Genomic DNA, 25,147 nt, shown 5'->3' on the forward strand with positions numbered 1-25,147 from the left:
TTAAACCAAGAGATTCGAAATCACGAGGCTTTGATTCAAGACTCACGTACATTGGCTTTTAATGATATTGCAGAATTGTCGCATCGCAATGGGGTGCGCATATGCTCTACTAATCTACTCACTAGCCAAGGCATCTATTCGATAGGCTATCAGGTAGTCAACCCAGAGATGGGGCGGGAAACAATCTGGCAGCGCTTAATGGGCCCGACAGATTATTCAGTCAAGGTCGAATATGTCAGGAAAACAGAACGAGACTAGTTACTTGGGATAAGCAACGTTCTTTTGAAAATCTTCAGTTTTCCAGCTTTTACTTAAATCTCCCGTTGGGCCATAGACAACAAATGTGTATAAGACTCCGACGATTAATCCGGCAATCAAGCCTATTTTAAGGATTGAGTAATCACGTTTCTCCGGAACTATTTTGCTAGTAGGGGGCGGTTTATGTGAGGTGAAATATTCTGGAAATGCTGTTTCTAAAGTAGCGCGTGCTTTTTTAATATGCTGGTAAACATGCTCCTCACTCTCGCCTTGTTCTAAACCAAGCGCAGCATTCTCATAAGATTTGCTCGCAGAATCCAGAAGTTTTGCAATATGCGCGTAGCTTTTTTGGCGATTTGTTGTATCAGGCGTCATGACGAGGTTTGATTTCTTTCATCTGAGTAGCTTATTACAAATATTTATAGAAAAAATCTGCCCACTATGTACAAAGTTATTCCCGCAGCAAATACATAGGCTATAGACTTAAGTAGTGTTTTTTCTATCGTGTTTTCTATAGTTTTTTCCATGCCATTTTGTAAACTTTTATTCTGGGCTACTTCCTCAGAAATAATATTTTTAATATTCCAAAGGTCCTTGCGGATGACATTTAAGCTCTCATCTAATTTTTGATCTTTTTGTTGTAAGAGCGCGCCGATTGTCGATAGATGTTTATTAACTTCTTTAAGCTCATTAACAACGGATTCATCCAGATTACTCATATTTACCCGACACTAGAGATAATTTATTTGTGGCATTTTTCTAATCGTAACTGATGACTAAGGCTATGGGGTGAATTAGACATTAATTTGAAAAATATGGTTTCATAGTAGGTGATTATTAGAAAAAAGTCGAATTTGCTTGGTGTTTGCTGAGCTCCATTGTGCTTTTCTGTCATCTTTAGGGGGGTTCAAAAGATTTGCTTTATAGTTAGTCAATAATAGCAAATTCAATTTGCAGGATGATCAACTAGATTTCGCCTGAACTATGCCCAAACAACCAATGTCCACAGCTGCAAAAATAAGGAAGTTGGTGATGAATGTCACCAAGTGGATTCTTTATGTATTGATCATCCTTGTTTTGGCCTACGCCTCTTTCAAAGTTTGGGAATACAAGGGCGAATATGAGAAAGAAAAAACAGCAAAAATCCTTGCCAAAGAACAAGAAATAGAATTTGATGATTTGAGAAAAAACTTAGCAACTTACGCCCCTTTATTGGTTGGTAGTCCTTCCTCAGTATTGACAACGCGTGCGAATGGAAAATTCATTCTTGCTTATATGCTTGGGGCAGAGATTGAAGCATTTCAAAATGCACTTGAAGAAAGTGTGCCCATCATTTATGTAGGTAGCCAATTGCTAGGTGCTGGGTGTAAAAAGTCAGATTGTGATGAATCTAGCGCCGCTTTTGTAATTGAGCCTGCCAATGGCAAAGTATATCTAGCCCTTAGAAAAAGTGGGGAGTTAACTTTTTACGGACTAGAGGATAGCAAAACTATCCCGCTAGCTTTTGAGAAGTGGCAAGGCTTCAAGAAAGCAGGAGTGCAATGATGAAGATTGTCATCAGCTTTTTACTCTTGTCACTTTGGGTGACGATCGTCCCTGCTAAATCTTCGCAAGAACCCCAATCCCTTAAGTCCAATTTACAAAAACCTGAACCAAAGGCGGCAAACGATAAAGACGTTATTTTGAGTAAAAATACTCAAAGTACCCTGTATTTGTTGTCAGGCTGGGGAAAGGCAGAGGGACCTTATGTTTGGTTTACTGTTTCCGCACATTTTAATGAAAATCAAACTGCCCCAAATAGCCAAACTTTCAACTTATTTAGCGCAAGTGGTGCCCTGGATTGCAAGGACAACAGTACTTTCTATTATCTAATTTCTTATATGTATTTTGATGCCAAGACAAAAAAGCTGAACGAGATTTACTCTGAGAAAAATAAATCTAATGTCATGAAAATTGAACCTACTACAACTGAGTCGGATATTAAGAAGATTGTTTGCAACTAAGCTAGGCATTCGTTCATCTAAGGTGAATATGCAGATCGCCCATCTTCTACCGTAACGCTTAGCCACTGACTACAGAGGATTCAAATGGAAGAAAGCTTGAATCAGAATACTTCGAATGTAATCACAGGCTCTGCTGCTGATTCAATTCAAGCAGCTGAGCATTTTTCAAGCTTGGTCGCCAATTTGCAGCAGTTTATACAAACAGTAAATCAAAATGATTTATTGAAATACTTTCATGAAGGTAGGAACACAACAGCTATCCAGCGTCGAGTGCTTGATCTGATGATTTATGGCGAGGAGTTTGGAGTAGAAACTAGATATGATCATTTAACTGGTTTATTGGACCGTACTAGTTTTTTGGAAAAACTCAAATTTACTTTATCGAAGACGCTTCAAGCACATCATTTAACAGCCATCATATTTGTTGACCTAGATGACTTTAAAGTAATTAATGATCAGTATGGCCATAGTACTGGAGATGAAGTGATATCAATTATCGGCAGAAGAATCACTGCGTCTATTCGGGCGCAAGATTTAGCCTGTCGGTGGGGTGGTGATGAGTTCGTTTTGGTGTTGCAAGCCATCACAAGTAAAGATTTAGTCAGTCAATTAGTCAATCGATTACTAACGGTAATCTCACAACCTCTTCAGATTAAATCTCAAGAGCCATTGCAACTAATGCTTAGTGCAAGTGCGGGTATTGCAATCTTGGATGATGTGAGTCTCAATTCAATGGATCTGATTGAGAGAGCTGATAAAGCAATGTATCTTGCTAAAAAAGCTGGGAAGAACTGCGTCGAGTTTTACTCTTAGAGGTTTATTTTTTTCGAAGATGCACTGCTGGAATGCGCATCCCTTCTCGATATTTGGCTACCGTTCGCCTAGCAATTTCATAGCCTTGATCGTCAAGTAACTTAGCAATCCTGCTATCAGAAATAGGTTTTACTACAGACTCTTCTTGAATAATTCGCTTAATCAGTTCTTGGATTGCGGTTGAGGATATTGCGACACCTGTATCAGAATTTAATTGACTACTGAAAAAGTATTTAAATTCAAAAATACCTAGTGGACAGGATAGATATTTTTGTGTCGTCACTCTCGAAATTGTTGATTCATGCATTTCTAAAGTTTCTGCTATTTCACGAAGAACAAGTGGCTTCATTCCAATGGCACCCATGGAAAAAAATTTTTGTTGATGTTTGACTATTTCATTCGCAACCCTGAGGATCGTATCCTCTCTTTGAGCAATATTTTTGATAAGCCAACTTGCTTCTAGAATTTTTTGCTTTAAGACTCCATCAGCTTTTCCTTGCCCGCTCTCTTTCAGTATTTTGGCGTACTCGCCATTGAGTGAGATTCGTGGTCTAGCATTGGGATTTGATTCGACAACCCATAAGTTGTTGATAGATTTGACCACGACATCAGGCAAAATCCATTGATCGTTTTCACGGTCAAAGTAAGCGCCTGGATTATGTTGCAAACTGCGTATAAGCTCCACTGCTTTAAGGACTTCTGCTTCAGTTTTGCTACTCGCTTGTTTGATCTTAAGCCAATCTTTTGAGCCAACCTTATTTAAATGGTTATTGACAATATATTTGGCTAGTTCCCATGCTGATTGATCGGGGGTAGGCTTTTCCAAAATACGATCAATTTGCAGGGAGAGGCATTCTGCTAAATTGCGTCCACCAATGCCGGGCGGATCAAGTGATTGCAGTTTTTTTAGTGCAGAATCTATTAGATGAAGCGAGCTTGATTCTGGACCATCAAGCTCATTTTTGATCTCAGCATGAATTGACTCGAGGTCATCAATTAGGTAGCCTCTATCATCCAGGCAGCCCGCCAGATAAGTAATGATCGACTGCTCTTGTGGGCTTACATGAAGGAGATGAATTTGTTCCTCGAGATACTCTAAAAGAGTTTGTTGATGAGCTATGCGTTCATAGCGCTCTGCCCAGTCATCGTCATCATCCTGAGAGGCTCTATTACTTGAGGTCCATGAGTTTTGGGTCTGCTCAACCCGTTCAGAAGATTGAGTGAGATTAAACTCAATTTCTGGATTAGGCTCAAATTCCAGCAAGGGATTATCTTCAGCGGCCTTTGCTAATTCCTGCTCTAGTTCATTATTGGATAACTGCAATAGCCGGATTGTTTGTTGCAGTTGAGGTGTTAGGGTGACCTGCTGACTAACTCTAGTATTAAGCGAAATAGCCATTTTTTATATTTTCTTGTGGTTCGCTAATGAAAATTCTATCGTTGCTGACCTAACTTGATACTGCAAAAGCGGGCTTTGGGGTGGGGCTTTCGGCTCATATCAGCTGTTTAAATTTGATCTATTGCTCGGTTATAAAAGTAGTGCAAGTTCAGTTGAGCTATTCTAACCATTTATAATAAAAAATCCATATAAATTAAAGGGTTAAGGAAACTTTTGGGTATTTTCAGAAACCTTAGTCTAAATTAAACTATGCAAACGTAGCAAACTGGCCGTAATAAAGAGTCAATAGACACTATAAAGCATTTCATATTATGGAAAATCCTGTCATTACAGAGCACCGTATTCGCGGTGATCGCTTTTACGCCATAGAAAAAAACAACAAAATTGCTTTTTACACGACTAATATTGCGGCAGCACGCTATTGGGTCAAGAATGTGATCGACAAAGAGACTCTTGCTGTTGAGGAATCGTTAGACGTCAAGCCTGAAGGGCAGTGATAGCTTGATTTTGATGTTTATTTAGGGCTAATTCACCATATTTCAGCAAATGTCCTAAAAGTAGCAAAACCATCTTAAGCGGTTCAATTTAGACCATAAAATCGTATAATCATCCATTAATTTGGATTATTAGCATGATTTATTCTCGTCGCCTTTTTTTTACCTTTGTTTTGCTTTTGGGCTCTCATGAGTCGAGCTTTGCAATGGCTCAGGCCGAAAATGATATGGTGACTGTTGTGGATAAAAAAGGCTATTCCATTGCTTACTACAAAAGCTCTATTAAAGCATTGCCCCCAGAGTCAAAAAAAGTATGGATTATTACCAATCGCCAAACAATAGACGAAGCCACGAAGCAACGCGTTGGATCTGTGCGCAGCAATATTCTCTTTAATTGCAAATATAAAACTTTTTCTACATTGGCTGCAGTTCAATACTCTGAACCAAATGCACTGGGTAAAAAGATTTTACAAACAGAGACCGGTTTCAATCTGGCGGATGATCCAGTGCCAGAGGACAGCGCTTTAGCAATAATACAAAAACAAGTTTGCAATTCTTAATTCAATTTCAATTTATATGCCCATCATTACCTACCCCCCCGAATTAGCAGATAAAATAGATCCTAAATTTCATATAGAACACGCTGCTATAGCTAAAACTATGCTTCGAGAAATTAGTAAAACCCCCTTGGCAGGGGTGTATGCGATTGATGGATCTGGTGCAGAGTTTGCAGCCACTGTTCTGGATATCTACAAGGGATTATTGGTCCTAAAGCCAGAGACCGAGCCTCCTAAGGGGTTCAGTAGCATTATTGGCACCAGTCAGATTGTTGTAGCTTGTAATGAAAACTCAAAAATGCAGTTTCTTTCGAGTGATTTTAGGATGCATGAAGATGGTAGTTTAATAACCTGCTCTCTCCCGCAAGAACTTACTGTGATCCAGCGCCGTAAAGAATTCAGGACCTTAGGGCCGAGTGATGAGCAGTTCAATTTCGTTCTTTCATTAGGGGCTGGTCAAGAATTATTGGCAAAAGTGGCCGATGTTTCTGATCATGGTATTTTGCTAGATATTCGTTTGGGCGCAGCTGAAGTTGAAGTGGGGCGCTATTGGCATTCAGGATACTTTGAGCGCCAAAAATTTCGCTCAGGTGGTATTGACTTAATCATCCGCAATGTCCGCCCTGGTAAAGCGCTTGATCGAATTCGAGCGGGTTGCGAGCTATACAACCCTAGCAAAACCGCGCTCAAAGAATTTGAGTCTACTAGAAATGCCATTGAAAATGCCCGTGTACAAGGTCGCTTAAATCGTTGGTATGCATCGGCTAGTTGGTGTGAATAACCACAATGCTTACACCCTAAGATAATGAAGCTAAAGTCATGAGCTTGTTTACTAACTTTACAAGTGGAAAATTGATCATGATCCTCAGTGTGATCATGCTTATTCCACTGCTGTATTTTTTTATTCGTGATTTTTACAGCAAAGTGGTTGATGAGGTAAAAAATACTGGCCCATCTATCCCGGTTGAGCCCATTATGGTTACCAGCTTAAATAAAACAAATCAGCTTGAAGAAGTAATCAATCAAAAGATTGCTAACATGAAGTTAGATTTAATGGCTGAACGCTTGCGTATTACCTCTACGGCCGATGTATTAAAAAACCTAGCATTTGAACGACATCTTCCAGAAACTCTTTATCAGATTTATTTTGAGACGCGAGCCTTCCCCAGGAAAAATGTAGAAGCTCAGCAAACGGATTTGGAATGGCATGCCAAAGCTGGTATTACAGAGCTTAAGGTAGAGCCAATGCCATTAGATGATGGCACTGTTATTCAATTTACTTTGCAGAATTACCCGTATACGCTTAGCGCTATCAATCATCGCTTTGCTAGAACCTATTTTGTTGAATTAACCCTACGCGATGTTGATAACACTCGCTTATTTGTAGTGCGTATTAAGGCTAATGAATTAACCGGCAGAGAGATTTTGGAAACAGCCATAATTGAAATGAAATCTGGTGAGTGGATAGATGATCTTGCTAGTTGCCGCCTATTAATGGACAAGCGCAAGACTGAGGTTCAGTTAATGGCTGAGCATCGTGAAGTAGAGATGCTTAAAAAGCGTTTCATTTTAAATAATGCTAGCGATAGATTTGTGGCAAATAAAACTACTACTAAGTCGCGCAAGAGTGAATGATCGTTGCGACTGAAAAAATGACTTTCTACTCACAAAAAAATATCTATTTTTGGTTTTTAACCTTTTCTGGATTCCTGTTTGCGGTCTCCTTATTGGTGCTACTTGGGGCTGCAAACGATTTATCAGAATCTTCTTCGGAGTTGAAGCAGCTTAGAGTTGCAATGCCGGTATTAGAGGATTTTGTTGCAACTCAAAAAATTGATGTTCGCCTCAATAAAAATCAGCGCCGCTTAAAGCCTAGCGATATTCCAAAGTTAGTCGATGGTGCAATTATTCCAGTAAATACAGATGAGGCAGTGAATCGTGCTTTTCAATTTTTTTCTGAATTTGAAAACAAACGTTCTGCATCATTGCTTGGACTTGAATTGCCCGCTGTAGAGTCAATTGAGCTTGGCTCACCTGCTGAGGCGGCAGGCATAAAACCGGGCGATTTAATCTTATCTGTTAATGCAACAAAGATTGAATCTGCCTTAGGTTTTTATCTTGCATTGAACGAAAAAAATTCCGCAGATGTAAACGTTAAATTATTGAGAAACAAAAGAGATAGCTTGACAGTTGTAATGCGTATGGCAAACAGGTCAACAATCACAGGAAGCAATTGTGGAATTAAATTTACCCTTCCTGGTGATGTTATCTACTTGACAGAATTTGAGACCAAGCGGCTTGCAGAGCTATATCGTCGGGATGTATTGTCAACGATCCCAGTAGATTGGCGGGCCGAAGTATCTAATGACCTAATGCAAATTTCTAGGCGCCTTAATGCTATTGCCAAAAACGTGATTGACCCAGCTGGTGTAAATCCAGTCAGATTACAAAGCAAAGATGTAGTTATCTGGCATGGCAAAAAGGTTGCAGAAAACATTGATATTTACTTTTCCCAGAGACGCAAGATTGAAGCTAAGAATGTTTCATATATGACGGGGATCGGAGATGCATTTGTTGGTTTTGTATGCAGCGTGCTCATTTTCGTTGTGGCACTTGCCATGTTTTGGTATCAAGGTCGTGAATCAGGAAAAAGGTCATGACAACATTACAAATGCAAGATTACTGGTTAGGAATGCGGATTAATGGTGGCCGTTATGCAATTTCGACTAAATTCATACATGCCGTCTTTTTGCATCCGGAGCCTGAGCAGGGCATGAAAGATCTACGCATTAATGGCGTTGTAGTCTACAAGGGTGAACCCATTTGCTTGCGCAATCATTTTCAACTGCTGCGCTTTGATCAACACGGAGATAGTTTTGTGGATTGGCATCAGTCTCTAAAGCAGTCTAGCGCACCTTGGATCATTGTGTTGAGAAATGGCCCTCAAGAAGGCTTGGGTTTCAGGATTAATAATATTGTGGGACCTTTTTACGCTGAGACGATACCTGATTCTTCATTCTTTTATCACAACGGCGCTGATTATCATTTGGTAGGGGTCTCTTGAGACCGATATGCAGATCAGTCACTTAATCGCTAGTCGAGATCATTTATATGAATAAGAAAAATAATAGCCATATCTTTTCCCAGTACCCAATTCTTTTTTGGCAGTGGGTTTCATATGTCTCGTTTGCGCTTGTATTGGCTGCCAGTATCGGTGCTTTTCTCTCTGCGCGCTCTTGGGTATCCGAAGGTAAGTATCTGCAATCAATTGATGGCGAACAGATTCAAGTGTTACGTTTGATTCCTTTCTTAAAAGAGTTACAGCAGCAAACAAATGGTCCCATTGCCTTAGAGCCTATTTTTTTTACAAACTTAAAAAAAGCTGAGATCTTCTTAAAGTCAGCAACTGCAGACTTGAAGAGCCAGCCCGAGCTAAGTCCTAATTCAGCATCTGCTGTGTCGACCAAGGGGATAAGTGAACCTACTGCATTGAAGTCTTCAGGTGGCGGAGTAGCAGCTCCAGCTATAAAAAATCCGAGCGCGACTAAAGAAGCAGAATCGTCTACTCCTTTGTTGCCACTATCCGATAATCCGGTAGTTGCTCTTTTTCAAAGGTTGGACTCTAAGGTAATGGCTGTCGTTTTCGGTAAGCCTGAGAAATATGCTATCAAGTCCGACAAAAAAAATGAGGATGAGAAATCTGAGCAGACAGAGCCAGCTGAAAATCTCAAGAAGAATCCAAAGCCTTCTACACCGCTTGAGGTGCTACTAAGCGCTAAAGATACTGAGCAGTCAATTGGAGTAATACTCGCACAAGAAAAAGGCTTAAATGATTTGGCTGTCTTAGCAAGGTCAGGTGAGGTATTAATTGGCTCTAAAGGACCGCTAGAGTTAGATAAATTACCCTCTGAATCTGCTGTAAAAAAATATGCAGAAAGTATAGGCAATTATGTCAAGGCACACAATGCTTGGCAAAAAAATGCTACTGATATTACGATAATTTTAGATCTTCAAAAAGCACTTGCCGCAGTTCTTGAGCAAAAGATGCTTTTGGAAATTGATATCGGTAAAAAAACAGCTGGTAAGTCAAACCTCAAGCTAACAGATGTGGCGCCTAAGGTGCCGCAAAGTCCTTGGTATTCCAAGTTACCGCAAGAAAGTGCAGTAGTACTTAATACTTATATTTTGAATATGCGGGTAATCAAGGATTTCGCGAATGACTATGGGTCTTTGCGTCTTGCTGCGCAAAAAAAATCTCAATCAATTCAATATTTTGATTTTAAAGATGCTGGTGGATTTTTAGGTTTAATTTTAGTTTCGATCATTGCTGCTTTTGGAATCATCTTGGGTGCTTATATGGCGCTTGTGAATACTCGGCGTAATTCGCAAGATTTGCAGCGGGCATCTAAACAGACTAGGGCTGCCGGCCAACTATTAAAAACAATTGACTTAGGCTTTGCTAGTGCGCCAAGTAACAAAACATCCAAGGCTAATTCACAAAACAGTGATTCTGATCAATCGACAGACCAGCTCAATGTGAAGACAGTGATGAATGTCATTTCCGAGTTAAGTGATGATTTAAAAAATAAAATTAAAAAAATTGACACGCACTTTAAAGTGCTTGCCCAGCTCAATACTAAATTACGCCATTCTATTGATACCCTGCATGAGAAGAGTGGCCAGATTCGTACAAATGTATCTGATAAAAGTAGTAACTCACCTTACAGCCAAGAGATGGGTATCAGTAGAGGCGGACCTTTAGACCAGCTTCAAGATGCTTTTTCTGCTTTAAAGCAACAGGGTGTACGTCTTTACTTGGCCATATTGGATAATCATTCTAGTAAACAGCTTGCCGTAGAAACAGAGCAGCTGAATTTATTAGTAGAGAGAGTCGAGGCTACTGTATCGAAGATGCGCTCGACGCTAGCTGTCGCACTAGAACAAGCAACGCCTATGGAAGTGCAGGCGCCACAGATTTCTTTAGAAGCCATTGAGCTTTTGAGTATGGATGCTAAACAGGTCATGCGCGATCTTCAGTTATGGCAGGGTGAATTTGATGGGTTGAATAAAGCCTTTACTGAATTAAAACGAGAAGCAAGGGTCTAATGCAATCGATTTTTTATAAGGCGTAATTTAAGTATGGCCGAAGAAAAACCCCTGTTTTTAATTGATATTGATCGTGCTATTGAAGGTCTGCAGACTGCTGCCCCCAAAAAAGGTTCGGTGTCAGCAGTATCGATTGAGCCATTAATCATGCATAGCGTTGATTTAGCTAATGCTCTAGATGGTGCTGGATTAGATGCTTTAAGTGAGATGACTAACGAGTTAGCACAGTATTTTAAGAAAAATGATGTGCAAGCCTTTTTGGTATTGGATGATCTGGTTAGTCTAGTGAGATCAGAAGTCGCCTTTACACATCCATCGGTAACGAGTGAAGTATCTTTAACTTTAGAGCAATTAAATCAAGCAAAAGTGTTATTCGCTAGCAAGTTATCACAAATCAAAAATGGTTTGCCGATAAGCGAGAATCTTGATGCTATTTCAATAAGGGATCTGCCTGCTGAGTTAGTTCCTGAGGTGATTCAAGAGGCGATTGAGACTGTCAGTGGTGAAGAGGAAGAGCAGGTCCTTGCGAGGGCGTCAATTTCTGAGTTGCCTACTACCCCAACTGCACCCGAGGTATTCCCAGAGCCTTCTCTCGCAGAGCTGAGCGCTTTATTTGCGCCGCGTCTTCATGAAGAGTCTCCGGTAGTCTTTACTCCTCCAGAGCCCAAAGCATTTTCTTTTCCTGAGGGTCTCACTCGTCCTCTTGAGCGCGAAAATTCATTAGATTATTCAGGAAGTCAGCGTTACTTAGACAAGCACTTTTCCTTGGATCGCACCCATAATCTCAATCGCATGCAAATAGCGCGAAGCTTAGTCACGAAGGCTGACAACTGGAACGCTGTAGAGCTTGATTTCTTACTTGGGCGTGAGCAAGATGAGCTCACTAAATCTGGCCAACAATCATTGCGTCATGTATTTGAGAATTTGACAGATGAGCTTTTGATTGATGAAGTGTATGCTGATCCTGAGATTGTTCAGCAACTGGTCACGATCATTAGTATCTTGCCACCTTGCCCCAGTATTTTTGCAGTTCAGCAAGATTTAATGATTTTTATTGATTTAGACCATATAGCCTTATCGGCTGAACATCTCTTGGCAGCAGGCAAAATGATGGCTGAAATTGGGGGGTCACTTGATATACATCATGAGGGAGTCCGCTTATCATGCCCATCAAGTTTATTAAGAATGCCCATGGTCTTTTTTGGACGGCATGGGCAAAACTATGCTGTTTCGGCAATTCAATATTTAGGGGAAGAGGCTCTCAATAAACCAGTGGATAGTAAGGTAGATGCATTAGGCGAGATTTTGCATCCTGCCAGAATGATTAATCTGCAAGTTGGCAACCAGCCTTACTCTATTTATGCCCATGAATTTTTAGGGGTTCAGAATATGAATATCCACCGCAATATCCCTAAATTGTTAGAGCGCCCTTATTGGTTGGCTGGTATGGCCTTAGATGGCATGAATAATGTGTACCCTTGGGTAGCCTTGGATCGGTTTACCAAATAATGCCGCTTTTTCATCGCTTTTTGATATGGGGTGTATTTTGTTCGCTATCGCAAACCCTTTATGCTGCTTTACCTCCAGATCTTGAGCAAACCATTAAGCGATTTATACAAAAAAGTCCTACCGTTAATGGTTTGCGGGTGGAGACTGAATGGCTCGAGCCTAATCTCACGATTCCAGCTTGCTTGGGCGGTAGCATTGAAATTTTGACTCCCCCAGGTGCTCGTTTATGGGGTAGGTCCATGATCCAATTGCGTTGCACCAAAGCTGCTTGGTTAATCAATGTACCGGTCAATATTCATGCTTATGGAGACTATGTTGTTGCCAGCCGCTACCTGCCTTTTGGTCAAAAGCTCGAAAGTGGGGATATTCGGGTAATAGAGGGTGATTTAACCGTCTTGCCAGATGACGTACTTCGAAACCCTAGGGCGGCTTATGAGCGGGTTTTGGGTAAATCTTTGCAAATGGGCATGCCAATTGGGTTAAACGATTTAAAAGAATCTGCCGTAATAAAGGTAGGAGATCCTGTTAGGATTCAATTGACAGGAAAAGATTTTCAGGTTTCGGGGGAAGGTGTTGCCCAAACCACCGGAATGATTGGGGATATGGTTAGGGTGCGCTTATCGGACGGGCAGGTTTTACAAGGCAAGGTATTAAGGCCTGGAATTATTAGCGTAAATATGGAATAAATCGCTAATTTGCGGTAACATTAATAGGTAGATGTAATGTTTCACTAGGCAGCACAAAGGAGAATGAGATGAAGATTAACGAGAATGCACCACTAATTCCGCCAAATACTGGAACAGCTAAACCTGTGCCAGGCTCGAACTCGACTGCCAATACAACTAATACAGCTTTAAATCAAACCTCAGCATCTTCGGTCAGTCGCCCTGCAGTCAATTTAGACATTGGTTTAGCAGCCAAGCTTGCTGAAGCGCACAGCAGTACTAGCGCTACCAATCAGGTCAGCGACGAACTCTTAATTAAAAAACTACGTGATAAGGTTGCTACTGGTCAGTTTGAGATTGATTACAACAAGATCTCCCAATCAATGCTTAAAGACGTGGTTGCAGCAATTGGGCAAAAACCAAGTCGTCCTTAATACGAAGACCCGCATTAATTAATTCGTTGTACTGTAACTTCTTGCTCACATTCTGAGCTCAATTAGCCCCCTTTTTACTTAGAAAAATCTACCCCTCAGATGGTGATACCACATCCGTCCATGTCTTTTGATGATTTATTGGAGTTCTTAAAGGGTATTGCAAATGCTATTGAGGGTCTGCGTAAAGCCTTAGAGGCAAACGATATGGATAGACTCCCAGAATCGCTAGACAGCACTAATCAGGCTTTGGATGCTATTCAGAATTATCCAGGAGGTGCTGACAAGCTCAAGCAAGATATTCACCAGTTTGAGTCAGCACAAACTAAGCAATTATTAGCATTACTAGATGAAGCCTCGGTTAATCATCAAATCAATGGCGACCTGATTCGCTTGGCCATGCAACGAAGCTCTGCTATGCAATCTTTTATCGCCCAGCAAGCCCCAAGCGCTACTTATGGAAGTGATGGGGGAGTGCCAGGATCAGTAGGCGGCGTTCTATCTCGCAAAGTATAGAACAAAAAGCGTTTAATGAACTAAGACTTTAGTTTTGCCCGAATACGGATCATGCCTTGCGTATGGATCTGGCTAATGCGCCCAGGGGTGATATTCATGACTTGGGCAATTTCTCGATAAGACAGATCTTCTTGATAATGCAAAGCCATGACTAATTTTTCATTATCAGGTAAGCCCGACAAGACAAGGGCTATCCGTTCTGCAAATTGACTCATGGCTACAGAGCGCATTGGGTCAGATTCGTCAGTATCTGAAGGCATCAGATCATCCGATAAATCATCCAGCGGCATTAAATGCACCATATTTGTGATGATTGCGTGGTATGCCTCAATAGTCAAATCAGCACCATGAGCAATTTCTTTTTCAGACGGGTGACGTCCCAAGGTTTGCTCTAAACGGCGAGTCACTTTTTCGATGCCAACCAATTCATCGCGCTGATTGCGCGGCAAGATATCATTTTTGCGGCAGGAGTCATAAATAGCGCCCCGTATGCGCGTTTTAGCATAGGCTTCAAAAGCTAAATTGGGTTGGGGTTCATAGCGCTTGAGAGCATCTAATAAACCCGTTAACCCTTCTTGGATGAGATCATCTACCTCAACATTCGGCGGTAAGCGAGAGCAAATTTGATGGGCGATCCGCTTTACCAAAGGTAAATGAGTGCGGATGGCTTCATCAACATCAAGAGACGCAAAATAACTAGAAGGCTTCAATGACAGATCGCTTAATCGGTTAAAGGTAAATAACTGTTAACTGCTAATTTTCGCAGAAATTGCTTTGAAAAAGCCCATCGGTAAAACAAATTCTTCTCGCGGGCCCTCGCTGGATGGATTCCAACTCAGGTCATCTGGATCTAATGTGACTCGCTGCGCAGTTACTGCAGCGATCCAGCCAATCAATTCAATTTCCTCGTGCAAGGCAGATCTGGCTGCAAGTTGTAGTCGTTCGAAGGCAGCGGTACCAGCAGCTTCATCTTCCCCGCCAACGATGATGACCGCTAATGGTTCATCGACCTGAAAAATAGCCATTTGGCGTAACATTACCAGGGCCCTAGTAAGTGATGCTTGATCACCCGCGGTGACTAAAATCCGCTGAATATTACTGCCATAGAACGCCACAATTTGCGCTTGTGGATCAGTTGTAGGAAAGATGACATAGTCAATGCCCATCTCTTCTTGAACAAGTCGCACATCTAACTGGGGATATTTTGCAAAGCGATGCTCAACTTCAGATCGCAGCTTGGTACTGGTGGCATACCAAAGATATTCATCAATCTGACGAATACTACGCGCTAGAGGCACTGCATTATTAAAAACTTGGCCCAAATCATAGCGTGTGGGATATAAAAATCCAGACATCGTTTTGCGTTGCGCAAGGGGAATTTCATCGACGAGCAAGACATGGTTATTGTGCTGCTTCAGGCTTTGTGCGGTACCGTGGCCTAAGTGAATTGTGCTATCCGCATCAAGGGTGCTTGCAATACAAATGACGCGACACAGTTCTGCGCCAAAGATATTGCGTAACCCTTCAGCCTGATCGTTACCACTTACTACCGTGCTCATGAATTGACTTTGCGAATCCAGTCGCCCAGGTGATCAGACAAAATAGCGGGAACCTGTTCGTCGGTAATAGAAAACGTTTCAGAAAAAGCGCGCATTGCCATCGCGCGATGACTTAGATAGTTAATATCAGGCAAACTTAAGTCTTCAGGCACTCGCTGACCATTTGAAACAAACAAAATTGATAAATCGTGACGAATGACACTATCAATGACTGGCGCTAAGTGGGCTGCCTCATCAATTTTAGTAATGATGACAGAGTCTAATTTATTGTTGTGACTATTTTGCATTGCTTGGTTGTGCAAATTAATCACCTCTTCTTGGGTACGTAAATCCGTAGTAGAGCTCATTACCAAAATCCGTTTTGCACGATCTGATCCATTCTGGAGAAGTTGGCATTGCTCAACCATCAGAGTATCTCGCTGACTCACACCAGCGGTATCTAACAAAATAATTTTGCGATTAGAGAACTCTTTAATTTTGCTTGCTAAATCCTCACTATCGCGCAGCGCTGTAACAGACAGGCCTAAAATTTTTGCATAAGTCTTGAGTTGTTCTTGAGCCCCAATTCGGTAGGTATCGGTGGTGAGCAGTGCCACTTGATTACGACCATAGCGCAGAACACAGCGCGCTGCAATCTTAGCAACAGTGGTAGTTTTACCGACACCGGTTGGACCAATAAAGGCAAAGACACCACCGCGATCAAATAGATCAAACGCCTGAGAAGTTTTGATTAAGCATTTGACTTGCTCACGCGCATTTTTAATGAGCTGTTGGGTATTAAAATCATCAGGTAAATTGCGCGCAATTTGAGCGCACAATTTCGGAGAAAACCCACTATTGAGTAAGTGCTTCACAATTTCCGTTACGTGGGAGCTTTCTTGCTGTATGTTACCCCATAAGTTGCCAGCCACATGTGATTGCAGTAGATACTTCACTTCGCTAATTTCAGCGAGTAATTGCTCTACTTTTGGAGCGCTTGCAGCTGCAGGTAATGATAGGGTGCTGACTGTGGATATGGAATCAGTGTTGATGCTTGTCAAAGTTGAGGACGTAGCAGTAGCGCTGGAAACTGGGATTTCATTAGCAATCGAAGCCGGATTGAGCGCTGCTTTAGCATCTGCTTTTGCTTCTGCAAAGGCAATCGCATCTTGTTTCTTTTTGGCGCTGACGGCGGCGCTAGCACTAGCACTAAAGAAGGCGTCATTATTCGATGGATTAATGACACTTGCATCCCCGCGACGGATACGTTCAGCGCCATTAAAAGAAGTGGGTGTAAAAGTTTCTGATCCCGGAGCCCTAACGGAGCGCTCTGTGCGATCAGCACGTTCAACTCTAGCGGGATTACGGCGCAAAGACCCTAAGGGTAAGTCTGCGCTAAAAGGATTGCGAGCACTGGGAGGCGCAATGGCGCGATCAAAGCTAGAGCCAAAGTTGCTACCTGAGTTACTGCCTGAGTTACTCCCTAAGTTGCTGCGTCCAATCGGTCTGTTTGAGGTGTAATTTGGGGAGTAGCTAGCCGGTTTTTTTGCCATGCTATTGGCAAGCGTAGGATCTGAAAGTGAAGCAAGGTCTTTAGAACTAATGGCAACGATTTCTACGCCATGGTCGATATCTGTAGTGGAGATCACCATGGCATCGGGGCCCATACGGGTGCGTATCAGCTTTAAGGCTTCTGCTGAACTTGGGGCGGTAAATTTTTGGGGGCCCATGGCGTTGCTCCAAATAGGGTGGCTCGTGATATTTTAAGGGGTTTTGCCCGTTTGGGAGCAAAGTACTTTATAGAATTCAAGGTTGGATGTCGGTGGTAACTCACTTAGGGCCAAAACAATCGCTTGGGGGCAAACTCTTCTAGCAATCCGAGATAGCGTCATGCGGGTGCGGGTGCCACTGACAATGACTGGCGGCAGATTTTGACTCTCTAATTCTTGAACTCCGCTAATGACTTCTTCGCCAAACATCCGGGCCAAAGATGGCTCAATCAGACCATCGGGTGCAATAGCCCCTTGACCAATCGATTGCTCAATTAAGCGTTCAAACTCTGGCTGAATGCCTAGCACTTGGTAGGAGTTACCTTCGCCTAGCGAATCCTGAACAATGGTGCGTCTTAGCGCATAGCGAATGTGGGGCAATACCTCTAGTGGATCACCAAGCTTAGCGGCAAACTCACTAGCGACCTCTAAGATGGTGCGCATATCCTTAATTGGAATGCTTTCATCAAGCAATAACTGTAAGAGGCGTTGCAACTGTGCAAGACTCACAATTTTTGGAATCACATCTTCTACTAACTTGGGATAACTCATCTTAAAGTGATCTACCAAATCTTGCGTTTCTTGGCGACCCAACAACTCACCGGCATATTGATGAATTAAATGATCTAAATGGGTGGTAATCACGACGGCTGGCTCAACTACGGTATAACCTTTAGCAATCGCTTCGTCTCGCAGACTGCGCTCAATCCATACTGCCGGCATACCGAAAGTAGGATCTTTTACTTCTAGTCCCGGCAAGGTTTCATTACCGCTTTGCTGGATAGCAAGCAAGCGATCAGGTAGGCATTGACCACGACCGACCTCAGCACCATAAAGCAAGATGCGGTAAGTTTCTGCATTAAGTTGCAAGTTATCGCGAATATGTACTGACGGAATTAAAAAACCCACCTGAGTCACAAACTTGCGCCGGATCGCCCGAATGCGCTTGATCAAATCGCTCTCATCACCTTTATCTACGAGTGGAATGAGTCGATAGGCAAGTTCCAAAGACAGGGGCTCGACAATCGGAACATCTTTCCATTCAAGCTCTTGGTTTACCTCGGGAGGCTGTGAGGCCGCAAGTTCGGCCGCCTTAGCATTACGATCGATCTTTTGATAAGCTAAATAGGCCAAGCCGCCAAAAAGGCAAGCAAAGCCTAAAAAGATAAAGTGGGGCATCCCGGGCAGAACACCCAAAATCCCCAGTACCGCTGCCACCACGCCCAGGGCGCTACTGTTTGCTTCAAATTGCTTAGAGACCTGCCCAGAAAAGTCATCTTCAGTAGCAACCCGGGTAACCAAAATACCGGCCGCAGTAGAAATAATGAGCGCAGGGATTTGCGCAACTAGGCCGTCACCAATGGTCAGAGCAGCAAAGGTAGCTAAGGCTTTGCCAAAATCCATATTGTGTTGCAAGACCCCAATGAGCAAACCACCAATGAGGTTAATGACCAAAATCATGATTCCGGCCATGGCATCACCTCGAACAAACTTCGAGGCACCATCCATGGAGCCAAAAAAGTCTGCTTCTTGAGCCACATCGGCGCGCCGCGATTTTGCCTCTTCTTGTTGAATTAGACCTGCATTGAGATCCGCGTCAATCGCCATTTGTTTGCCAGGCATTGAATCTAAGGCAAAACGGGCAGAAACTTCGGCAACTCGGCCTGAACCCTTGGTGATCACCACGAAGTTAATGATGGTGATCACAATAAAGATCACAATACCGACCGCAAAATTACCGCCAATTAAGAACACCCCAAAGGCTTCAATCACTTTTCCCGCTGCATCTGTTCCTTTATAGCCCTCCATCAGTACGATTCTGGTCGAGGCTACATTTAATGAAAGGCGCAACAAGGTGGTGAGCAGCAAGACCGTTGGGAAAGCAACAAAGTCTTTAAAGGTCTTAATATTGATCGCCGTAAATAGAACAATGATCGATAGCGCAATATTGAAAGTAAATAGAACATCGAGCAAGATAGCTGGCAGCGGCACCAGCATCATCACTAAGACGAGCAAGACTAAGATCGGGATAGCGCCTTGCGCTGATGGCCTTACTTTGCTGAGGTCAACACCTAAGATCTTCATATCTTAATTAGGTAGAGATAAACAGGAGTAAAAGAAGCCTTCAAAAATTACCTTAAGAATAATAAAAACACTACAAAACTTATAAAAACACTATATATGGTAGAAAAGGAAATATTTGCCACTAAATATACCCCATTCACACTAAAAATAGGGGTAAAAAAAAGCCCCAAAAGTGTGAAAAAGGCAAAAATTTCCGCATGAGCAGAAGTCATGCGCAAGGATGGGCTAAATTGAGCTTCTAAAGCGCTTGGCGCTCAAAAAATAAGAACAATTAAAGTGCGCGATAGAGTTTGCGCATATTTTGAATTTTCCAGAATTGTTGTTCTGCAGCATCATAGGCTTTGGTGAAATCGCCCTTGATCGCTTTTTCAAAAATAATCAGGCAGCGGTGCGCATGCACGTGTTTTTGCAAGGTGGCCAGCGTTAAAAAATAGAATGCTTTGTCATAATCTTGGGTGATAGCGGTGCCTTTTTCGTATAAAGTGCCTAAATTGTAGGCGGCTACTCGGCTGCCCCCATTGGCTCCCACAGTGAGCAATTCAACACCTCTAGGGATATCTTTTGGCACCCCATGGTCAGCGCCTGAACCGAATACGTATATATTCCCTAGATTGCAATAGGCATCCAAAACCTCATCTTTGATGGCTTTTTCATAATAATGAACCGCTGTCTTGATATTACGAGCGATGTCGCCTATACCCAATTCATATAACAGGCCTACATTGAAGTTGGCATAGCCATTACTCTCACGGCTATTGGAATTGAGCCATTCAAATAGCTTATTTACCTGTTCAGGGTTTAATTGCCCATCAAAGCACATTCTGGTCAGGGCAAAAGAAGCCTCTTCGTCGGCCTCGTTGACTGCAATGTCAAAAAAAACCTCAAAAGCAGCCTCGTAGCGACCGCGCTCCAGGTTAGAAACACCAGCTTGTAAACGGGGATTGTCAAATTGCATGGCAAAAACACTTTCAAAAACAGAGGGAAATTGGCTCTAGAGCGAATATAAGCAAATACTATTTTAGGGTCTAAATTGCCGATTCACAGCAACTTTTTCATGCCAGTTTGTATTGAGTTTGCATCAACCCATGGCAAATGGGGGTGGTATTTGGGTGATAGGGCACTTTTTAATTTATAAATTTATATCAATAAAATCAATGACTTATATTTTTTAATCTGGCAAAAGGAATTCAAAGTAAAGTTTATCTAAACGCTTAGGTAGGCATCTCCGTAATAGGTTAGGCAAGGGGCGCTAATGTTAATAGCCCTGAAAATTTTAGGAGAAAACGATGTCAACCGTTATCAATACAAACATGGCTTCTGTGTATGCCCAAAACAATTTGAGCGCTGCTCAATCTAAATTGGCTACATCTGTGCAACGACTCTCATCTGGTGTGCGTATCAACAGCGCAAAAGACGACTCTGCTGGTTTAGCAATTAGTATGGGTATGTCTTCACAAATCGCCGGTCTTGAGCAAGCGAACCACAATTTAAGTGACATCATCGGTATGGCGCAGGTAGCTGAGACCGCGTTATCCACGATTCAAGATATGCTGTTGCGTATGAAAACTTTGGGCACTGAGTTCGGTAACAACGCCCTTAGCACAGATCAAAAAACAGCGATCACTACAGAAGCACAATCCATTAAAGATCAAGTTGATTTGACGATTCGTGAAGCGGTTTATAACGGCGTTAACCTACTCGATACCAGCGGTTCTACTACCTACGATATTCAGTCTGGCGTTGATGTTGGTACCACTATTTCATTTACTGTAGCCAACGCTACTGTTGACACTACTGCTACAGACTTCTCAGTAGTTGATGCTGATCTATTGCGTATCTCTAACGAGCGTGCAAAGATGGGTGCTCTAGTAGGTCGTGCTACTTATTCTTCACAAAACCTCATGGCTCAAAGTGCCAATATGCAAAATGCGCGTTCAGCGATTGTGGATACTGACTTTGCTTCTGAGACAGCACAATTGACTAAGGGTCAGATCATGCAACAGGCCGCTACAGCGATGTTGGCCCAAGCAAATCAAATGCCTAACGTCATCTTGTCATTATTGAAATAAGCGGTTATCTTAAGTAGAAGTCGGCCCATCGGCCGATTTCTGACTTTAGATTAAGGGAGTAGGAAATGGGAGAAATTACTAGTAAATCTGCTGCATCAGTCATTCCATCTGGCTCTGCACAACTTAATCAACCTCCAGGTATGGGTACGGTAGTAAGTGCTCGCACTAATACAGATGCTCAAGCCGTTTCTGCTGCCGCTAGCGTAGAGTTCAAACCTTCCAATATTCAACAAATCACTCAGCAATCCCGTCAAGCAGTCGAAGCCGCTGCCCAGCAAATGCAAAGTTTTGTTAGTTCTATGGGACGCAATTTAGATTTTTCGATTGACGGCTCTACCGGCTACCATGTGGTCCGCGTAACCAATCCGAGTACTGGTGAAGTGATCAGGCAGATGCCCTCTGAAGAGGTCTTGAGATTGGCACATAGTTTTGATCAGATTTCAGCTCTGATTCATCAAAAGGCCTAAATCTAGCCAAAGCTTCTAAGTTGGCATGAAAATTGCTTTCTTAATAATGCAGTTCGTCTTAAGAAACGCATTTTTTAAATAGGCATTTATGGCGATTTCCTCCACATCCTCAAGCACTAGCTCCGGTACTGCCAGCATCGATGTGGCTAGTATTGTCTCGCAGTTGATGGCGACTGAAAATAAGCCGATGACAGCGCTGAAGGATAAAATCGCTAGCAAGACTACGCTCATTAGCGATTTAGGCACATTAAAGAGTAAGGTAGCTAGTTTCCAAACAGCACTAGAAAGCTTACAGGACCCAACTGCTATGTCATCAGCGGTTGCCTCTAGTTCAGACGAAACCATCGTCAAGATTACGAATTCAACTGGTGCAATTCAAGGGCGGCATGACATTTTGGTGAGTCAAGTAGCTCAGCCTGCTCAGATGACCTTTGATCAGTTTGGATCTAGTACGGCCAATGCGGGATTGGCTGCGGGTGATGCATTTTCGATCACCATTGGTTCAAGGTCATATACCTACACGCCACCAACAGGCGTAACGTTGGCCACCACCACGATTGATAATCTGAAAAATTGGGTCAACGCCCTTGGTGATAATCTAAGTGCCAGCATTGTTCCAACATCAGGAAGCAATTACGCCCTAAAAATTCAGGGAACCCAGCCGGGTACTGATAATGCAATCTCTTATTCCCATACATCCTCGGGGGTGGCGGTCAATGGTCTAGGATCCCCAGTTGTTGCCCCTACCATTGTGGCTGCTCAAAATGCCGCCTTTACGCTAGACGGCGTTTCGTACACCAGACGTACAAACACCATTACCGATGCCCTATCAGGCGTCACCATTAATCTAGTTAAGGCTGATACGGCACATCAAAGTATTAGCGTGGATAAGGGGGAAGATCAAGCCCCTCAAGTGATGCAAGGTCTTGTGGATGCCTTTAATGACTTGGTCACCACCGCTAAAAAATTAAGCGTAAGAGCAAGCTCTGCTAATGGCGTCAAAACTGATGGCTCCTTAGCTGGTTCACCAACGGCTTTAAATTTTTTAAATCAAATTAAGTCGATGTTGAATGGCGATATTCATTACACTTTGGCTGGCAATCCAGGCACGATTAGTATGGGTGAGCTAGGTTTTGAAATGAAATACGATGGCACGGCAAAATTTAATGCAACAACTTTTAAAGAAGTGAGTAACGCGCCAGCAATTTTAGCCTCGGGAATTAAGGTTGGTTATCAAACCTATGTAGTAAGGGATCCTGAGACTGGGTTAGAAATCAGTAAAAACACCACTAACGTTACTTTAAATTCTTATCTCACCTCTTTATTGAAGGTCACTACATCAACTACTGATGCAGGCACCCAGACATTAGCCGGCGCTTTTGATCAGATGATTAAGAACGAGCAAAGTAATATAGATAATATGAACAAAAAAGAACGTGCCTTGCAACTTCAATTAGATCAAAAGCAGAGAAGCTACATTAGCCAATACTCCGCTTTAAATGAATTATTGTTTAAATTAAGTAATACTAGTAACTCGCTAACAAATGCATTAAGCGGTTTAACAAACGGTCAAAATAATAATTGATGACTTTTAATAACTTAGTTTGGATACCTGAATAATGTCAAGAAAAGCAGCCTATAGATACGCAGAAAACGAGACGATGACTGCAGTCTTGGGTGGCGACGCTCGTGAACTCATTGTATTAATTCATCAACGGATTTTTGATCATTTAAAACTCGCTAAGCAAGACCTTGAAAAAGGCAAATTAGGGATTGAGTACTTTATTAAAGCAAGTGATTTGATTCAGCAGGGCTTGCTGGGTTGCTTGGATTATGAAAAAGGCAAAGATGTTGCCCATAATCTGAGTGCTATATACGTATGGTCTATGCAAGAGCTATTAAACGCTAGAGTGGGTCGTTCACCAGAGAAGGTGCAAGACGTCATTAATACGCTGACCCCACTATATGAAGCTTGGATTGAGCTATCCCCAAATAGTGTCAGCCTCAGTCAAGCGGGTTAAAATTGAGTTAGGCATTTTTATATAGAAATGTTTGCCTAGCAAGCTCTTAGGCGTTGATCTCTAAATAGTGTATTTAGCAATGGAGGTAGCGTGCCAATACCAATTCCTTCAAACCTATCCATCAGCCCAATGGTGGATGTTCGTAAAAACGACCTAGTTACCCCACCCACTGCCCCATCAGTTATTGAAAGTCTGAGCGCGATAGACCCGCGGATTGCGCTGAATATGCCAATGCCCGTTGGGGATTCTGCAGCAGGAAATGCAGTCAGAACTGCTTTGCAAAATGGGAACCTGGCAGAATTAAAAACCTTACTTGAGTCAGGAGAGCCCAGTGTTCAGCAAGCGGTTTTACTAGAAATATCGAATCTTGCTTCAGGAAAGTCTAGTTTGCCAACTCAGCTCTCACAGGCAAATTTAACCAATCTCGTATCCGAGAATCTAAGCAAGATCGATAGTTTAGGAAGCGCTGCTTTGGGTCAATTGCTTTCTGACGTGTTGGTTGCTGATGTGCCTGAAGTAGCGCTTAGTTCACGCCAACAAGCAAGCTTAAACCCGTCTAATAATGTAGTGGTGAGTTGGCCAGCAATCGACATGGGTCATCTAAGTACTCAAGATCCTAAGGTGGTGATGGGGGCCCTATACCAAAGCTTGCAAGCTTCTGGCATTTTTGCTGCTGATCAGTTAAAGAGGGTCCTGTTTCCTGCGGGCAACTCTGATGACGTCAGCAATGCTTTTGCGCCAAGCGGTGATCACCAACAGGCTAGCGATCTCATGGCTCAATTATCAAATAATGCGCCGGTGGTTCAAGATTCAGTACGCTTACTTTTGCGTGGCGATTTGTTGTGGCAAGGTCAATTGATGCCAAATGTACAAGGTCGTTTATACCGTGAGGATGCTTGGCGATCGGACCCTAATCAGCCAAATCAATTAGAAAAAGGCTCTCGTATTACCTTAGAAGTGGGCCTACCAAATCTTGGCCCTTTAAAAATTATTGGCACTCAGTTTGGAGAAAGCCTACAGTTGGCCATTCAGGCAGATTCTTCGGCCCAAGCAAGTCTGTCAAAGGCCTTTCCGAATTTAGAGGAACAGTTGCATGCGCATATTGATCCCGAAACTCGGGTTAGTCTGGGTCAAATCGAGGCATCAATCTGATGGAAGAAAAGAAAACACTGAAGGCAGTTGCACTCAAGTATGAGATGAATAGTGCTGCACCCCGTATTACAGGGCAAGGCGAAGGTTTCATTGCGGAAGCTATTTTGGCCAAAGCAAAAGAAATGGGAATTCCGACCAAAATAGAGCCTGAATTAGTAGAGTTCTTAATGCAGCTCAAATTAAATGAACTAGTGCCACCAAAACTTTACGCTGCAGTAGCGGAAGTACTTGCCTGGGCTTATGAGTTAGATGGTAAAACGCTCGAAAGACCTGTAAAAGATTAAACGCTATGTAG

General features: G+C 42.5%; 29 protein-coding genes. 21 read left to right on the top strand and 8 right to left on the bottom strand.

From position 1 onward, the window contains the following. The first annotated feature begins 30 nt into the window (after positions 1-30). Positions 31-258 (top strand): hypothetical protein, encoded by a 228-nt coding sequence (locus C2758_RS02030; RefSeq protein ID WP_215329019.1) that lies wholly within the window; start codon positions 31-33, stop codon positions 256-258. Here C2758_RS02030 and C2758_RS02035 read toward each other — a convergent pair whose 3' ends face one another. Beyond that, complete coding sequence (locus C2758_RS02035; protein ID WP_215329021.1) at positions 259-633, bottom strand: hypothetical protein; 375 nt, start codon at positions 631-633, stop codon at positions 259-261. It lies immediately after the preceding gene. Between the two features lie 44 nt (positions 634-677). After that, complete coding sequence (locus C2758_RS02040) at positions 678-977, bottom strand: hypothetical protein (protein WP_215329023.1); 300 nt, start codon at positions 975-977, stop codon at positions 678-680. A 265-nt stretch (positions 978-1,242) separates the two neighbouring features. Between C2758_RS02040 and C2758_RS02045 the strand changes: the two genes are divergently transcribed. The 3 genes from C2758_RS02045 to C2758_RS02055 all read left to right on the top strand — a co-directional run bounded on the left by C2758_RS02045 (position 1,243) and on the right by C2758_RS02055 (position 3,074). Next, a complete protein-coding gene (locus C2758_RS02045) occupies positions 1,243-1,803 on the top strand; it encodes a hypothetical protein (RefSeq protein WP_215329034.1) in 561 nt (186 codons plus the stop codon). Further along, a complete protein-coding gene (locus tag C2758_RS02050; RefSeq protein WP_215329036.1) occupies positions 1,800-2,261 on the top strand; it encodes a surface-adhesin E family protein in 462 nt (153 codons plus the stop codon). The genes C2758_RS02045 and C2758_RS02050 overlap by 4 nt, the downstream gene beginning before the upstream one ends. A gap of 96 nt (positions 2,262-2,357) precedes the next feature. Then, a complete protein-coding gene (locus C2758_RS02055; RefSeq protein WP_215329039.1) occupies positions 2,358-3,074 on the top strand; it encodes a GGDEF domain-containing protein in 717 nt (238 codons plus the stop codon). Between the two features lie 4 nt (positions 3,075-3,078). Here C2758_RS02055 and rpoN read toward each other — a convergent pair whose 3' ends face one another. Beyond that, positions 3,079-4,473: an RNA polymerase factor sigma-54 gene (gene rpoN / locus C2758_RS02060; protein ID WP_215329041.1), complete on the bottom strand. Its 1,395-nt coding sequence runs from the start codon at positions 4,471-4,473 to the stop codon at positions 3,079-3,081. Positions 4,474-4,784: 311 nt separating this feature from the next. Here rpoN and C2758_RS02065 point away from each other — a divergent pair, with 311 nt between their 5' ends. From C2758_RS02065 to C2758_RS02115, 11 genes are all read left to right on the top strand, one after another. Continuing rightward, positions 4,785-4,970: a hypothetical protein gene (locus tag C2758_RS02065; RefSeq protein ID WP_215309269.1), complete on the top strand. Its 186-nt coding sequence runs from the start codon at positions 4,785-4,787 to the stop codon at positions 4,968-4,970. 134 nt (positions 4,971-5,104) lie between these two features. After that, positions 5,105-5,527, top strand: coding sequence for a surface-adhesin E family protein (locus C2758_RS02070; protein ID WP_215329043.1), 423 nt, complete (start codon positions 5,105-5,107; stop codon positions 5,525-5,527). A 100-nt stretch (positions 5,528-5,627) separates the two neighbouring features. Next, on the top strand, positions 5,628-6,305 hold the full coding sequence (locus C2758_RS02075) for a hypothetical protein (RefSeq protein ID WP_215329045.1): 678 nt from the start codon (positions 5,628-5,630) through the stop codon (positions 6,303-6,305). 38 nt (positions 6,306-6,343) lie between these two features. Next, positions 6,344-7,159 carry a hypothetical protein gene (locus tag C2758_RS02080; protein ID WP_215309275.1) on the top strand — a complete coding sequence of 272 codons (816 nt, stop codon included), beginning with the start codon at positions 6,344-6,346 and terminating at the stop codon, positions 7,157-7,159. Then, a complete protein-coding gene (locus C2758_RS02085) occupies positions 7,156-8,184 on the top strand; it encodes a PDZ domain-containing protein (RefSeq protein WP_215329047.1) in 1,029 nt (342 codons plus the stop codon). The genes C2758_RS02080 and C2758_RS02085 overlap by 4 nt, the downstream gene beginning before the upstream one ends. Beyond that, positions 8,181-8,588: a hypothetical protein gene (locus tag C2758_RS02090; RefSeq protein ID WP_215309278.1), complete on the top strand. Its 408-nt coding sequence runs from the start codon at positions 8,181-8,183 to the stop codon at positions 8,586-8,588. Before C2758_RS02085 ends, C2758_RS02090 begins: the two co-directional genes overlap by 4 nt. A gap of 47 nt (positions 8,589-8,635) precedes the next feature. After that, positions 8,636-10,630, top strand: a complete 1,995-nt coding sequence (locus C2758_RS02095; RefSeq protein ID WP_215329049.1) for a hypothetical protein — start codon at positions 8,636-8,638, stop codon at positions 10,628-10,630. Positions 10,631-10,663: 33 nt separating this feature from the next. Then, entirely contained in the window at positions 10,664-12,139 is a 1,476-nt protein-coding gene (locus tag C2758_RS02100; protein ID WP_215329051.1) for a hypothetical protein, read from the top strand. Next, the gene (gene flgA, locus C2758_RS02105; protein ID WP_215329053.1) at positions 12,139-12,825 is read left to right on the top strand and encodes a flagellar basal body P-ring formation chaperone FlgA; all 687 of its coding nucleotides are present in this window, start codon (positions 12,139-12,141) and stop codon (positions 12,823-12,825) included. The genes C2758_RS02100 and flgA overlap by 1 nt, the downstream gene beginning before the upstream one ends. Before the next feature lie 68 nt (positions 12,826-12,893). Next, the gene (locus tag C2758_RS02110; RefSeq protein ID WP_215329070.1) at positions 12,894-13,238 is read left to right on the top strand and encodes a flagellar biosynthesis anti-sigma factor FlgM; all 345 of its coding nucleotides are present in this window, start codon (positions 12,894-12,896) and stop codon (positions 13,236-13,238) included. Positions 13,239-13,337: 99 nt separating this feature from the next. Next, positions 13,338-13,751, top strand: coding sequence for a flagellar protein FlgN (locus tag C2758_RS02115; protein WP_215329072.1), 414 nt, complete (start codon positions 13,338-13,340; stop codon positions 13,749-13,751). A gap of 20 nt (positions 13,752-13,771) precedes the next feature. Here the strand turns inward: C2758_RS02115 and C2758_RS02120 are convergent, their stop codons facing one another. The 5 genes from C2758_RS02120 to C2758_RS02140 form a co-directional block, all read right to left on the bottom strand. Beyond that, a complete protein-coding gene (locus C2758_RS02120; protein WP_215329074.1) occupies positions 13,772-14,461 on the bottom strand; it encodes a FliA/WhiG family RNA polymerase sigma factor in 690 nt (229 codons plus the stop codon). A gap of 36 nt (positions 14,462-14,497) precedes the next feature. Then, positions 14,498-15,310, bottom strand: coding sequence for a hypothetical protein (locus tag C2758_RS02125; RefSeq protein WP_215329076.1), 813 nt, complete (start codon positions 15,308-15,310; stop codon positions 14,498-14,500). Then, positions 15,307-17,019, bottom strand: coding sequence for a flagellar biosynthesis protein FlhF (gene flhF, locus C2758_RS02130; protein ID WP_215329078.1), 1,713 nt, complete (start codon positions 17,017-17,019; stop codon positions 15,307-15,309). The genes C2758_RS02125 and flhF overlap by 4 nt, the downstream gene beginning before the upstream one ends. Positions 17,020-17,052: 33 nt before the next feature. Further along, complete coding sequence (flhA, locus tag C2758_RS02135) at positions 17,053-19,143, bottom strand: flagellar biosynthesis protein FlhA (protein ID WP_215329080.1); 2,091 nt, start codon at positions 19,141-19,143, stop codon at positions 17,053-17,055. A 271-nt stretch (positions 19,144-19,414) separates the two neighbouring features. Then, entirely contained in the window at positions 19,415-20,098 is a 684-nt protein-coding gene (locus tag C2758_RS02140; RefSeq protein WP_215329082.1) for a tetratricopeptide repeat protein, read from the bottom strand. A gap of 331 nt (positions 20,099-20,429) precedes the next feature. Between C2758_RS02140 and C2758_RS02145 the strand changes: the two genes are divergently transcribed. The 6 genes from C2758_RS02145 (at position 20,430) to C2758_RS02170 (ending at position 25,136) form a co-directional block, all read left to right on the top strand. Next, positions 20,430-21,212, top strand: a complete 783-nt coding sequence (locus C2758_RS02145; protein ID WP_215329091.1) for a flagellin — start codon at positions 20,430-20,432, stop codon at positions 21,210-21,212. Positions 21,213-21,277: 65 nt separating this feature from the next. After that, the gene (locus C2758_RS02150; protein ID WP_215329093.1) at positions 21,278-21,679 is read left to right on the top strand and encodes a flagellar protein FlaG; all 402 of its coding nucleotides are present in this window, start codon (positions 21,278-21,280) and stop codon (positions 21,677-21,679) included. Positions 21,680-21,767: 88 nt separating this feature from the next. Then, positions 21,768-23,264, top strand: a complete 1,497-nt coding sequence (fliD, locus tag C2758_RS02155) for a flagellar filament capping protein FliD (protein ID WP_215329095.1) — start codon at positions 21,768-21,770, stop codon at positions 23,262-23,264. 34 nt (positions 23,265-23,298) lie between these two features. Further along, complete coding sequence (locus C2758_RS02160; RefSeq protein ID WP_215309310.1) at positions 23,299-23,700, top strand: flagellar protein FliS; 402 nt, start codon at positions 23,299-23,301, stop codon at positions 23,698-23,700. 90 nt (positions 23,701-23,790) lie between these two features. After that, positions 23,791-24,852, top strand: coding sequence for a hypothetical protein (locus tag C2758_RS02165; RefSeq protein ID WP_215329104.1), 1,062 nt, complete (start codon positions 23,791-23,793; stop codon positions 24,850-24,852). Beyond that, a complete protein-coding gene (locus tag C2758_RS02170) occupies positions 24,852-25,136 on the top strand; it encodes an EscU/YscU/HrcU family type III secretion system export apparatus switch protein (protein ID WP_215305957.1) in 285 nt (94 codons plus the stop codon). The genes C2758_RS02165 and C2758_RS02170 overlap by 1 nt, the downstream gene beginning before the upstream one ends. Positions 25,137-25,147 lie beyond the last annotated feature (11 nt).

Source organism: Polynucleobacter sp. AP-Sving-400A-A2, from assembly GCF_018688155.1.
Classification (GTDB): Bacteria; Pseudomonadota; Gammaproteobacteria; order Burkholderiales; family Burkholderiaceae; genus Polynucleobacter.

Coding starts and splice junctions, on each gene's coding strand:
- C2758_RS02070 (WP_215329043.1), top strand. CDS start 5,105: ATGATTTATTCTCGTCGCCTTTTTTTTACCTTTGTTTTGCTTTTGGGC.
- flhF (WP_215329078.1), bottom strand. CDS start 17,019: ATGGGCCCCCAAAAATTTACCGCCCCAAGTTCAGCAGAAGCCTTAAAG.
- C2758_RS02035 (WP_215329021.1), bottom strand. CDS start 633: ATGACGCCTGATACAACAAATCGCCAAAAAAGCTACGCGCATATTGCA.
- C2758_RS02110 (WP_215329070.1), top strand. CDS start 12,894: ATGAAGATTAACGAGAATGCACCACTAATTCCGCCAAATACTGGAACA.
- C2758_RS02125 (WP_215329076.1), bottom strand. CDS start 15,310: ATGAGCACGGTAGTAAGTGGTAACGATCAGGCTGAAGGGTTACGCAAT.
- C2758_RS02115 (WP_215329072.1), top strand. CDS start 13,338: ATGGTGATACCACATCCGTCCATGTCTTTTGATGATTTATTGGAGTTC.
- C2758_RS02045 (WP_215329034.1), top strand. CDS start 1,243: ATGCCCAAACAACCAATGTCCACAGCTGCAAAAATAAGGAAGTTGGTG.
- C2758_RS02085 (WP_215329047.1), top strand. CDS start 7,156: ATGATCGTTGCGACTGAAAAAATGACTTTCTACTCACAAAAAAATATC.
- C2758_RS02170 (WP_215305957.1), top strand. CDS start 24,852: ATGGAAGAAAAGAAAACACTGAAGGCAGTTGCACTCAAGTATGAGATG.
- C2758_RS02145 (WP_215329091.1), top strand. CDS start 20,430: ATGTCAACCGTTATCAATACAAACATGGCTTCTGTGTATGCCCAAAAC.
- C2758_RS02140 (WP_215329082.1), bottom strand. CDS start 20,098: ATGCAATTTGACAATCCCCGTTTACAAGCTGGTGTTTCTAACCTGGAG.
- C2758_RS02100 (WP_215329051.1), top strand. CDS start 10,664: ATGGCCGAAGAAAAACCCCTGTTTTTAATTGATATTGATCGTGCTATT.
- C2758_RS02040 (WP_215329023.1), bottom strand. CDS start 977: ATGAGTAATCTGGATGAATCCGTTGTTAATGAGCTTAAAGAAGTTAAT.
- C2758_RS02080 (WP_215309275.1), top strand. CDS start 6,344: ATGAGCTTGTTTACTAACTTTACAAGTGGAAAATTGATCATGATCCTC.
- fliD (WP_215329095.1), top strand. CDS start 21,768: ATGGCGATTTCCTCCACATCCTCAAGCACTAGCTCCGGTACTGCCAGC.
- C2758_RS02090 (WP_215309278.1), top strand. CDS start 8,181: ATGACAACATTACAAATGCAAGATTACTGGTTAGGAATGCGGATTAAT.
- flhA (WP_215329080.1), bottom strand. CDS start 19,143: ATGAAGATCTTAGGTGTTGACCTCAGCAAAGTAAGGCCATCAGCGCAA.
- C2758_RS02150 (WP_215329093.1), top strand. CDS start 21,278: ATGGGAGAAATTACTAGTAAATCTGCTGCATCAGTCATTCCATCTGGC.
- C2758_RS02065 (WP_215309269.1), top strand. CDS start 4,785: ATGGAAAATCCTGTCATTACAGAGCACCGTATTCGCGGTGATCGCTTT.
- C2758_RS02075 (WP_215329045.1), top strand. CDS start 5,628: ATGCTTCGAGAAATTAGTAAAACCCCCTTGGCAGGGGTGTATGCGATT.
- C2758_RS02050 (WP_215329036.1), top strand. CDS start 1,800: ATGATGAAGATTGTCATCAGCTTTTTACTCTTGTCACTTTGGGTGACG.
- flgA (WP_215329053.1), top strand. CDS start 12,139: ATGCCGCTTTTTCATCGCTTTTTGATATGGGGTGTATTTTGTTCGCTA.
- rpoN (WP_215329041.1), bottom strand. CDS start 4,473: ATGGCTATTTCGCTTAATACTAGAGTTAGTCAGCAGGTCACCCTAACA.
- C2758_RS02160 (WP_215309310.1), top strand. CDS start 23,299: ATGTCAAGAAAAGCAGCCTATAGATACGCAGAAAACGAGACGATGACT.
- C2758_RS02095 (WP_215329049.1), top strand. CDS start 8,636: ATGAATAAGAAAAATAATAGCCATATCTTTTCCCAGTACCCAATTCTT.